Here is a 10,671-nt window from a genome sequence, read left to right as displayed (position 1 = left end):
TGACTCTCCTTTTTGTTTTGAGAAAACGTGGTCGGGGGTAGCAGGTAGGGGGTTCGTAAGAACAAGAGAAACTGGTTGATCGTTGAAAGGTTCTCCGTTCTCAGAAAAGAACGGTTACAAGTTCCAAGATGCAAGTTGTGAGCTGCATGTGCGAATAAATTCGATCCAAACGGATGTAGGGGCGTGCGGCGGCACGCCCGCTATTAAGGTTCAATCTTCTCAAGGATAGAGATCGTCCTCTTCAATAGTTGAACGAGCCAAATTCTGGCCAGAATCATGTCAGAATGACGCGAAGGACTGTCATCCCGAACTTTTTTCGGGATCTGGGCTTTTGAGAAACCGTGGTACGTGGTAGCAGGTAGCGGGTTCGTAAGAGCAAGAGAAACGGCTGACCGTTGAAAGGTTCTCCGTTCTCAGAAAAGAACGGTTACAAGTTCCGAGCTGTGAGTTGCGTGTGCGAATAAATTCGATCAAAACGGGTGTAGGGGCGTGCGGCGGCACGCCCACTATTAAGGATCAATCTTCCCAAGGATAAAGATCGTCCTCTTCAATAGTTGAAAGAGCCAAATTCTGGCCAGAATCATGTCAGAATGACGCGAAGGACTGTCATCCCGCACTTGTGTTTCGGGATCTGGGTTTTTGAGAAACCGTGGAACGTGATAGCAGGTAGGGGGTTCGTAAGAACAAGAGAAACTGGTTAATTGTTGAGCGGTTCTCCGTTCTCAGAAAAGAACGGTTACAAGTTCCAAGTTGTGAGTTGCATGTGCGAATAAATTCGATCCAAACGGATGTAGGGGCGTGCGGCGGCACGCCCGCTATTAAGGTTCAATCTTCCCAAGGATAGAGATCGTCCTCTTCAATAGTTGAACGAACCCGATTTGTCTTTCTGTCGGGATTCTCTCTGTCTATCTGCCATCTCAAGGGGTTATTCTCAATGTACTCACGAATTCGATTCAGTTCTTTCTCACTGCGGATGACATGTTCATAGTAATTTCGTTGCCAAATAGATTTCCCGGGCGTGCCGCGAAGTTCGTTTGCTCGAACCGTTGCGGCTGCTTTGAAGCTCTCACGGGCGAACAGCCGTTCGCCCCTACAGAGAGAACTGCATAATCGTCTGGAATTGTCATCTGGTAGCAGTCTATCGTAAGTCTCTCAATGCGTCTTCCCGAAGCAAATCTGCCTTTGCGCAAATCAATCCTATTTGGTTTTGATAACCCGGTTTTGATAACCCGTTCTTGCTAACCCGCTTCATATAACCCGCTCTTCACGTTCTATCTGTGAAACTGCTGCTCTTGTTTCCTTATCAGTACTCTTTTGGGCGAACAGCCGTTCGCCCCTACAGAGAGAACTGCATAATCGTCTGAAATTGTCATTCCATAGCAGTTTATCGTAAGCCCCTCACTGCGTCTTCCCGATGCTGACGGTTGACAGTCAGTGATTATAACTCTCGCCTTCTCGCGAGCGGGGCGAGCGTCTCGACATGCTCTTTCTCGATTCACCCTCTTTTCTGCCCGCACAGCGAAACTGACCTCATCAGAGGTGAGACTAACCGCATGCAGTGTGACTGGCCGCCAAAGGTTACTAGCCTCTCTCTAATAATGCTATAATCAAGATTGGGAGGGATATCCATGCCTAATAGGTCGCTGGATTGGTTTCGTCAAGCAAAAAGAGATCTTGAACATGCTCGAGAGTCTGCTGTTAATGGAAAACACGAATGGGCATGTTTTGCGGCACAGCAGGCAGCTGAAAAGGCAGTAAAGGCTCTCCATCTTTCCTTGGGACAGGAAGCGTGGGGAAACATGGTAAGCAGACTGATTCAAGAACTCCCTGTGGAAGTTAACCTCCCCGATGGGTTATTGGATAAGGCGAGAATTCTTGACAATACATACATACCTGCGAGATATCCAAATGGTCATCCCGAAGGCTCTCCTTTTGAGTATTTCGGAAGCAAGCAAAGTAAGGAGGCTATTGCATATGCCGGTGAGATTGTTGAATTCGTCAATAATGAAATGGCCAAGTAAAGAGGCTGTAGTCGATTCGCTTCTTAAGTGGTCAGAAACGTTGAAGCGAGATTCCAACATTCTTAGCATCGGTTACTTCGGTTCCTACGCCCGGGGCGACAATGGAGTGGGAGGCGACCTTGATTTGATTGTCATAGTTGAAGACTCCAAAGCTCCTTTTGGGAAGCGAGGAACAGAATGGGATTTGTCAATGTTACCAGTTCCGGTCGATCTTATGATCTACACCTTAGAAGAGTGGAATAAGCTAAACAAAGAATCTTCTTGTTTCATGAAGAGATTAAGAGAAGAAGTTGAATGGGTCTTCATGACAAATCACTAATTGAACCTGTAGAAAGGATCATTGTTTCGATCAATCTCACCGATGTTCTCGTTGGAAGTTATAATCCCCTGTTTGTTGACAAATGCGTCTTCGGAGACCCCTCCGGGATGCTGAAACAAGTTCAGCATGACGAAATGCGAGGTTGTCGCAATAGTCTAAGGTTGTCATCCCGAACTTGTTTCGGGATCTGGGCTTATGAGAAACTGTGGTCGGTGGCAGCAGGTAGGGGGTTCGTAAGAGTAAAAAGAAACTGGTTGATCGTTGAGCGGTTCTCCGTTATTCGAGGAGAAGCTGTTGGTGCCTAGAAAGAAACTTCGAGATTCTGAAAACAAGTTCAGAATGACTTATGTGACGTTTTCGGAAAGCCCGCCGGGATGCTGAAACAAGTTCAGATGACGGATTTAGACGCTTTCGGAATAAGCATTCGTTATCATTCCACGGAGCCTGCCCTGAAATGCCTCTGTTCAGGGTCATCCCGGACTTGATCCGGGATCTGGGCTCATGAGAAACCGTAGTCGGTGGCAGCAGGTAGGGGGTTCGTAAGAGTAAAAAGAAACTGGTTCATCGTTGAGCGGTTCTCCGTTCGCCGAGGGAAAGATTATGAGTGACTAGAAAGAAACTTCGAGATTCTGAAACAAGTTCAGAATGACGGAATACCTGACGAAGAACAAAGAACTGGCCACGCTGCGACGGAACAAAGAAAATGCCTCCTGCGAAGCAGCATCACTTCCCCGGACGTTTTTCCGGGCATCACTTCCTCGCGAATGCGTGCCTCACTTCCGGCTTTGCTTTTCGCCGCATCACCTCTGCTCTTGCTCTGGGGGCGGCTGACCTTTGACGGATAACGTTGTCTTCAACAGCATACAGCGTTTTCTGGTCGAACGGGCTCTTTCCCACGTATTTGTTCTCACATAACCTTGGAGCCCTTCGACATCTTCACAACTGCTTTTTCACTTGATTGCGTCAGTCACATCTATGTAATTGTGTTCGTGGCTCATATTCAGAAATCTTATGTTCCCGCTTAAGAAATCAATTCTATCAAGCTCTACTTTTCTTATGTTCAAGTCCTCGTAAGTTCTGTAATAGTAGACTCTGTTGGTCAAATCCCTTACTGCCGACCAGTAAGCTATGTCTCTTGAAATTACTATTCCGAGCTCTTCATTGACTACGAGGCCTTCAGGAATATCCAGAGCGTTGAGGATATGCCATGCTAGTGTGACGGCCGATTCAGCATTAGCCGGTTTCACTTCTCCGTGAGAATAGAAGGCCGCCCTCACAAATCGGCTTGGAGATGTGTTGTCCCCAGGAAGCCCAAGCAATCCAGTTCCATTTCCTGTCGCCCTAATTTCAAAATCACCTAACTTTGAACTCTTGATGTTTGCGGGAGTCAGGTTTACGTAGTTCGAAAGATTCTGAAGATGCCAGTCGAATGTGGGATTGTTTGTAATTACTCCAAGCGGATTTTCATGAATGTTCAGTTCACCATCAACGTATTCTATTACAATGCAGCCGCCATGAGCATCATAGACAATATAGTGAAGGGGCATCATAGTAGACTCCGTTATCATAATGGCAAGCCCGTAAACCGTAATATCATCTAGCGCCGATTTTACTTCTTCCACCGTTGCGAAGTTTCCAAGGATCCAGCCTATCACATCATATTGAGATATAGTGGACTTATGGAGGTCTTTTTCGAGCTTCTGATATTTCGCACAACCTGTAAAGTAGAATCCTCCGCACGCGAGACCGGCTTCGTTTATTCCATCTGCAACTAGATCCATACCCAGGGCGTTGGCCCCGACGTAACCGTACTTCACGTTCCAGCTCAGGCCCTCCCAACCCGTCGTAAGTGCGGTCATAAAAGTGTCTCTGGGTACCACGACAATCTTGCTTCCAAGATCGAATTCGAACTCGAGAGTCCTTGCAGCAACAATAGCACCATCTTTCGAAATCACTCTGAACCCAGTGCACCCCATCGAAGCGACAGTTAGAAAGACGAAGAAAAGAACGCACATTGGAAGTCTCTTCATTGCAAACATCCCCTCTCTATATTCAGAAATCCTTATCTCTCGTTTCTCTAAAGACTGCAATATTATACATCGAAAGCGCTTTTCAACTTCTATATTGAAGAATTACCAGAATAAAACAGGAGATTGTGGGCACCCCCCTTGACAACTAACTGTATTAGTTGATATAGTACAGTTAAGATAGTCAGTAAGGAGTGAATTCTATGTTTGATGAAGCGATCAAAGTTAAGAACCTCAGAAAGAACTACGGAAATTTCGAGGCTGTAAAAGGGATAGACCTCTCCCTTGTACCCGGAAAGGTCAACGCTCTCCTGGGGCCTAACGGTGCCGGAAAGACTACAACTCTAAAATCAATTCTTGGCCTAGTTCATTATTCAGGAGAGATAACGATCCTTGGAGAGAAAATTGATGTCGCCCGGGAGAGAATATCATTCGTCCCAGAAGACAAAAGCTTCTATGACAGCCTGACTCCGGAAAAGGCAATCAAGATGTGTTCAATGCTCATGAGCAATTTCTCCGCGGAAAAGGCCGCCAAACAGATGAAGGACTTTGATCTACCGATGAATAAGAAGATATCTGCTTTCTCTCACGGCATGAAGACATCTACTTATCTGGCAATCGCATTGGCTCAGGACGCCGATATCTTCATTTTCGACGAACCAACCTGGGGCCTCGATCCTTTGAGGAGAGACGAAGTGCTGGAGATGATAAGCGCTTTATCAGAAAGGGGGAAGACAGTTCTTTACACCTCACACATTATTCCGGAGGTGGAGAAGATAGCCGATGTCTTTTCGATCATGTACAAAGGCGTAATTCTCTACACAGGAGAAATGAAGGGATTGGACGATCGGTTCGCTCTTTACTCTCTTCCTTTGAAAACGGCAATCGATAAGAATGACTTCACCGCCGCTGTTAAAGAAGCAAATGTATTGAAAATTCTCACCGATAACCCTAAAGAGATTGCGAGACTGAAGGAGATAGCTGGGTCGACAAGAGAAAAGGTTAATCTTGAATCCTTCTTCGGGACTATAGTAAGGGGGAATAAGCATGTTCTATAAAGAAATTCACGAAATGAAATTGAGAGTGATAATCATGTTCGTCGTTTTGCTGGTCTCATTGGTGACAACTATCGCTCTCAGACCTTATGCAGCACAGATGATGGAAGAAATGACCGCTCAGCTCGAAGAGATGCCTGATTTTCTTAAGAATCTTATGGGCGACATTTCTGGTCTTTCGAGACTTAATGACGACAACTACTATCTCTTAAGTCAATGGCACGGAAAGAACTACGGGCAGTTCCTTCCCTTCGTTGTTCTGTTAATCGCCTTCCCCATATTTGCAAAGGAATTCGACAAGAAGACTATATACTTCCTGCTTTCAAGAAAGAACAGGAACGAAGTCTTCAGGACGAAGTATCTGGCGGGACTCGGAGCCGTACTGATAATAACAACTGTCCTGTCCTTGCTCGGTCCAATAGCAATGAATCTCGCCGGTTACAGCACAGCGTTTTCCGGTACACTGAAGGTGCTGCTCCAGCAGCTGGTAGGAGTCTCATTCTTCTACTCTCTCTTCACGATGATTTCAATAATGAGTAGAGATCAGGTTAAACCAGTCGTCGCCGGAATAGTAATAATTCTAGGATTGCCAATACTCGGCATGATTGACGCACTCTCCTGGCTGAATCCATATCCTTTTGTACTGGGATCGAATGTGGCTCAGAAGGGAACTATCGACTGGATCTATCTGGTTTCATTACTGGCAGTGACAGCAGTGCTAACCGTAATTGATTACAAGGTCTTTGAAAAGAAAGAAGTCTGAAAACTGGCTACCGCAGAACGGTTCAGTCTCTCCGACGATGAACTTTCTCGTTAATCATGGTCCTCGCAATTCCGCTCGAGAGCTCATGACAACCATAAATCAGGAGCTAGGTGCCACCAATACTCTGGTTCTTGTTCGAATGCTGTATCCAGCTCGTGATGATCCTGATCTTAAGTCCTCCCTTGAGGGAGGAGGGCCACGAAGTGGCGGAGGGTGTCTCTGAAGGAACGAACGTCATATTGAGAGAGCGAGAAGACGTTTTGAACTTGAGACGAAGCTTCGCTTCGAGAGAGATGATATTCGATACTACCAAGAGCAACTAGATAAAGCAGATAATGCATAGTATCAATACAGAATGGCAGAACAAAGGAAGCGAAGAATTCGCTTGTGCCAAGAGCCCATCGTATCAACCATAAGTCAGGAGTAAATGAGAAGTCATGCGATACTTTTCCCTTGACAGTATATGCTGCGTTTGGCTCGTGATGATTCTGATCTTAAGTCCTCACTTGAGGGAGGAGGGCCATGAAGTGGCGGAGGGTGTCAGTCTTTGAGGGTAAGACGAGTCTCCCCCACATGAGATAGACCTGGCATAGTAGCTCAGCAACTGATGACTCGTAAGCAAATGATACCCGTTCAATTTCGGACAGGTGGATCGATGTAAGATGCTCTTCAAAGAGCACACTCCCCACCGCAAGCGGTCCCCCCCGCTCAAGCGGGGATTTAGGTTCAAGAGCATGCAGTGGCTCTTTCGAAGGACGAGTCCATGCTCTTGGACGAAGGACGGTTTTTTTTGCTTGTCGGGATATGACGATATCGTAATTACCTAACACTGTCATCCCGGACCTGATCAGGGATCTGGTTTTCGATCTAGTCCAAGGACGTGTACATGATCTTGGACGAAGGACGGCTCTTTAAAGCATCTATCGGCTCTTCTTTGTCTATAAGTCGAAGTTGGTTACCCGAATTCTGACGGTGATCGCAAATCTTCATTCATGATACAGAACGTAATATAGCTAATGGTTAAGGAGGTAGGAAAATGATCAAAAGGATTCTTGTAAGTGCACTTTTAATTGCATCAGTTCTATCTTTCGCGTCGATTGATGTAGCAGAAAAGTATTTTGACAGTTTCTTCAACGGGAAATATCCCGAAGCTTATGAGTTGCAGAATACCGATATGAAGAAGGCGCAACCGCTTTCCGCTATGAGAAATCTCAGAGGGCAATTGCAGATGCAGGTTGGGGATTTCCTCCAGGTCCTAGACATAAACGAAGTACCTCAGGGCGATCTAGTGTCCTACATATTCGCCTCAGAATTCAAGGCGGGAATATTCGACGTAATAATTACTCTGGACGCCGAGAAAAAGGTTGCAGGATTCTTCATAAGACCATCTTCTTACGTAAAGCCCGAAACGGATAGCATAATGATTGAAACAGGAAATGAAATAGTTGACACTTATCTCAAGGGATTCTTCTCCGGAGAATTCGAAAAGATCTTCGATCTTCAGAATGAACAGGTTAAGGCAAGTCTCACTCCCGAAGCTTTAAGCGGAGCATACGCAAATATTGTTGGCTTGGCAGGGGAATTTGAGGAAGTTCTGAATTTGGAATCATCAAAAAGTGACGGAATGATCTCCTTTGTTCTGGCATGCAGGTTTGCAAATGGGATCTTTGACATTACAGTCACTCTCGATAAGGACGAAAAGGTGGCGGGGTTCTATTTCCGTCAATCAGCATATTCTGAAAGGGAGTTACCCGAATATGCCGACCCTTCGGCCTACGCGGAGCAAGATATCACCGTAGGCAAGGAACCATACTACCTTCCGGCAAAACTGACGGTCCCTAACGGTCTGGAGTCATACCCGTTGGTGATAATATTGCAGGGATCGGGAACTCACGACATCGATGGAACTCTTGGCCCGAACAAGCCTTACAGAGACATCGCAGTGGGACTCGCATCGAAGGGAATTGCGACGCTCAGATATCCGAAGAAGTACCTGGTCTACCCGGATAAAGTAGACGAAATTGGAACCACTGCCGAAGCGGAATACGTGGACGATGCTCTGGTCGTAATCGAACAGATGAAATCAATTCCCCAGTTCAGCGGTATCTACCTCATCGGACATTCTATGGGTGGAATGGTCGCTCCATGGATTGCTGAAGAGGCTGGAGTCGATGGCGTCGTAGTTCTTGCCGGTTCTCCAGTCAAACTAGCTCAAATAAGTCTGGATCAGAATCTCGATCTGGCCGGAGATCAAATGACGGAAGAACAGAAAGATCAGACAATCGAGTTCTTCACTCAATTACTGAATGGAGAAATCCCTGAAGAAACGGAGCTATCCCCAGGGCTTACAGCAGCATACTACTACAGCCTCGACAGATATTTCTGTATGCCCGTACTGGAGAAAACTGAGCTACCTGTATTGATTGCAAATGCCGAACTGGATTTTCAGAGCCCCAAACACTACTTCGACGTCTTTGTAGAGGAGCTTGAAGACAGGCCCAATGTCACACTCGAATTGCTTGAAGGCTTGAATCATCTCTTCATGGAAACAGACGGAAAGATAAAGAGCGTTGAAGAATACAACAGGCCAGGTTACGTCTCCGCTGAATTGATTGACCTGATTGTCGAATGGATTAATGAGCTGGAGTGACTTTGAGAAACCGTGGTAGGTGGTAGCAGGTGGCGGATTCGTAAGAGCATAGGAAACTGGTTGATCGTTGAGCGGTTCTCCGTTCTCAGAAAAGAACGGTTGCAAGTTCCAAGATGCAAGTTGTGAGTTGCATGAACAAAAGCCAAATAACGATTGTAGTCTTTGGAATACAAGGTTTGGTGGGACCAAAATCCGGGATAGGAATGCTGAAACAAGTTCAGAATGACGAAATCTTGGACGACGAATTGATAACCTTGACGCGTTGCGTCGGAACGAAGAACCGTTTTTCCTGAAGGACAGGCACGTAATCTAGAAAAGTGTACCGGGAACGTTTCTTGAGCTTCTTGCAGCGGTCAGCGGGTTTTTGTTCTTGAGCGCGCAGCGGCTCTTTCGAAGGACGGGTCCATACTCTTGAACTAAGGACCAAGGACGGTTCCCTTAAGGATGATGAGATGTGAGGATCTTAGAATGACTTTGATTTTCAGGCCTCTACCCTCACACCTCTAACCTCTGGATTGATTTTGAACCAAGGACGATTCTTCTTTTCGCAAAGCGACACCAACAAGACAAAGGCAGTACAGAAGGTGATAATGTGTGGTTTGACATCGATATAAGATCCCCATTGCCGATCTACGATCAAATCAAGAGAGGGGTGAGGGAAGAGATACTCAAGGAAAAACTTAGGGAAGGAGATCCTCTTCCCTCAATTCGTGAAATGGCCTCTCAAATCCGGGTTAATCCTAACACTGTTGCCAGAGCCTACAGAGAACTCGAAATGGAAGGCTTGATTATGGCAAGACCGGGATTAGGGTATATAGTAGTCAGTGACAGAGATCAGGTGCGAGATTCTGTCTTTGAAAGCCTATCTACTGAGCTTAAGGAGCCCATCCTTCGTCTAAAGAAATCGGGAATTTCTCTGGAAAGGCTCCTGGAGGTGATTGAGAAGATATGGAAAGAAATGAATTAACCTTGGATATTCAGAACCTTGAGAAAACTTATAATGGCAATGTAGAGGCCGTTCGCGGGATCGATGTCAAGCTGGATAAACAAAGAATCTACGCGCTGCTTGGCCCAAACGGAGCCGGAAAAACGACAGTTCTGAAATCCATATTGGGATTGATCAATTACTCAGGATCTATACTTGTTCTTGGAAAGCCCGTTGATGAGGTCAGAGAAATGATCTCGTTCGTTCCTGAGGAGAAGAATCTTTATGAAAACCTGGACATAGAAAATACTCTGAAATTGAATCGTAGAATTTCGGACAGATTCGATGAAAAACAGGCCCGAGAATATATCGCACACTACAAGCTTCCTTATGCAAAGAAGATTAGAACCTTCTCAAACGGCATGAAGACAGCAATGTACATCTCATTAGCTCTTTCAACCGACGCAGATTTCTACATTCTGGACGAACCAACATGGGGTCTCGACCCAATTATGCGAGACGACACCCTCGAATTCATAAGAGAGAAGGTAATTCTCGGAAAGACTGTACTTTACACGTCACATATAATACCTGAAGTCGAGAAAATTGCAGACGAATTCTTTATTATGATAAATGGGAAGGTTAAGTATTCCGGTGATCTCGACGGAATCAAAGAAAAATACAGAATCGTCAAGATGCCCTTCGACAAAAAGGAACTCGACAATTGTATGGACTGTCTGGCGGCAGCAAAGGAACTGAACAGACTTTCGATAATCGTTGAAAACTCAGAGTCAACAGAGAGATTTTATAAGACCGATGAAGCAACCATTTCAATTCCTGACCTGGAGGAGTTTTTTCAGATTCTGGTCAGGAGTGAAAACAGAAATTCTCGTTTAGCGTAGGAGGTTAGG

At 45.7% G+C, this 10,671-nt stretch carries 9 protein-coding genes and 1 pseudogene; 7 read left to right on the top strand and 3 right to left on the bottom strand.

The genetic code is table 11. From position 1 onward, the window contains the following. Window positions 1-825: 825 nt before the first annotated feature. Window positions 826-1,062, bottom strand: a pseudogene (locus Y697_RS15070) (transposase); the annotation flags it as partial. A 566-nt stretch (window positions 1,063-1,628) separates the two neighbouring features. Between Y697_RS15070 and Y697_RS00335 the strand changes: the two are divergent. Both Y697_RS00335 and Y697_RS00330 read left to right on the top strand, forming a co-directional pair. Beyond that, on the top strand, window positions 1,629-2,021 hold the full coding sequence (locus Y697_RS00335; RefSeq protein WP_121549732.1) for a HEPN domain-containing protein: 393 nt from the start codon (window positions 1,629-1,631) through the stop codon (window positions 2,019-2,021). Continuing rightward, window positions 1,975-2,340 carry a nucleotidyltransferase domain-containing protein gene (locus tag Y697_RS00330; RefSeq protein WP_121549731.1) on the top strand — a complete coding sequence of 122 codons (366 nt, stop codon included), beginning with the start codon at window positions 1,975-1,977 and terminating at the stop codon, window positions 2,338-2,340. The genes Y697_RS00335 and Y697_RS00330 overlap by 47 nt, the downstream gene beginning before the upstream one ends. Here Y697_RS00330 and Y697_RS14865 read toward each other — a convergent pair. Both Y697_RS14865 and Y697_RS00320 read right to left on the bottom strand, forming a co-directional pair. Next, entirely contained in the window at window positions 2,337-2,468 is a 132-nt protein-coding gene (locus tag Y697_RS14865) for a hypothetical protein (protein ID WP_259462230.1), read from the bottom strand. The two genes, Y697_RS00330 and Y697_RS14865, sit on opposite strands and share 4 nt — an antisense overlap. A gap of 822 nt (window positions 2,469-3,290) precedes the next feature. After that, on the bottom strand, window positions 3,291-4,370 hold the full coding sequence (locus tag Y697_RS00320) for a choloylglycine hydrolase family protein (RefSeq protein WP_259462229.1): 1,080 nt from the start codon (window positions 4,368-4,370) through the stop codon (window positions 3,291-3,293). Between the two features lie 200 nt (window positions 4,371-4,570). On the opposite strand from Y697_RS00320, the gene Y697_RS00315 reads away from it, so the two are divergent. The 5 genes from Y697_RS00315 to Y697_RS00285 all read left to right on the top strand — a co-directional run bounded on the left by Y697_RS00315 (window position 4,571) and on the right by Y697_RS00285 (window position 10,662). Further along, a complete protein-coding gene (locus Y697_RS00315; protein WP_121549729.1) occupies window positions 4,571-5,425 on the top strand; it encodes an ABC transporter ATP-binding protein in 855 nt (284 codons plus the stop codon). Then, on the top strand, window positions 5,415-6,185 hold the full coding sequence (locus Y697_RS00310) for an ABC transporter permease subunit (RefSeq protein ID WP_121549728.1): 771 nt from the start codon (window positions 5,415-5,417) through the stop codon (window positions 6,183-6,185). The genes Y697_RS00315 and Y697_RS00310 overlap by 11 nt, the downstream gene beginning before the upstream one ends. A 1,036-nt stretch (window positions 6,186-7,221) precedes the next feature. Further along, on the top strand, window positions 7,222-8,835 hold the full coding sequence (locus Y697_RS00295) for a DUF3887 domain-containing protein (RefSeq protein WP_121549725.1): 1,614 nt from the start codon (window positions 7,222-7,224) through the stop codon (window positions 8,833-8,835). Window positions 8,836-9,427: 592 nt separating this feature from the next. Then, window positions 9,428-9,802, top strand: coding sequence for a GntR family transcriptional regulator (locus Y697_RS00290; RefSeq protein ID WP_121549724.1), 375 nt, complete (start codon window positions 9,428-9,430; stop codon window positions 9,800-9,802). Then, window positions 9,784-10,662: an ABC transporter ATP-binding protein gene (locus tag Y697_RS00285; RefSeq protein ID WP_121549723.1), complete on the top strand. Its 879-nt coding sequence runs from the start codon at window positions 9,784-9,786 to the stop codon at window positions 10,660-10,662. Before Y697_RS00290 ends, Y697_RS00285 begins: the two co-directional genes overlap by 19 nt. Window positions 10,663-10,671: the final 9 nt, after the last annotated feature.

It is taken from the genome of Mesotoga sp. BH458_6_3_2_1, from assembly GCF_003664995.1.
Classification (GTDB): Bacteria; Thermotogota; Thermotogae; order Petrotogales; family Kosmotogaceae; genus Mesotoga.
The sequence above is the reverse complement of the archived record's forward strand: the minus strand, read 5'-3'. Positions and strand labels throughout refer to the sequence as shown.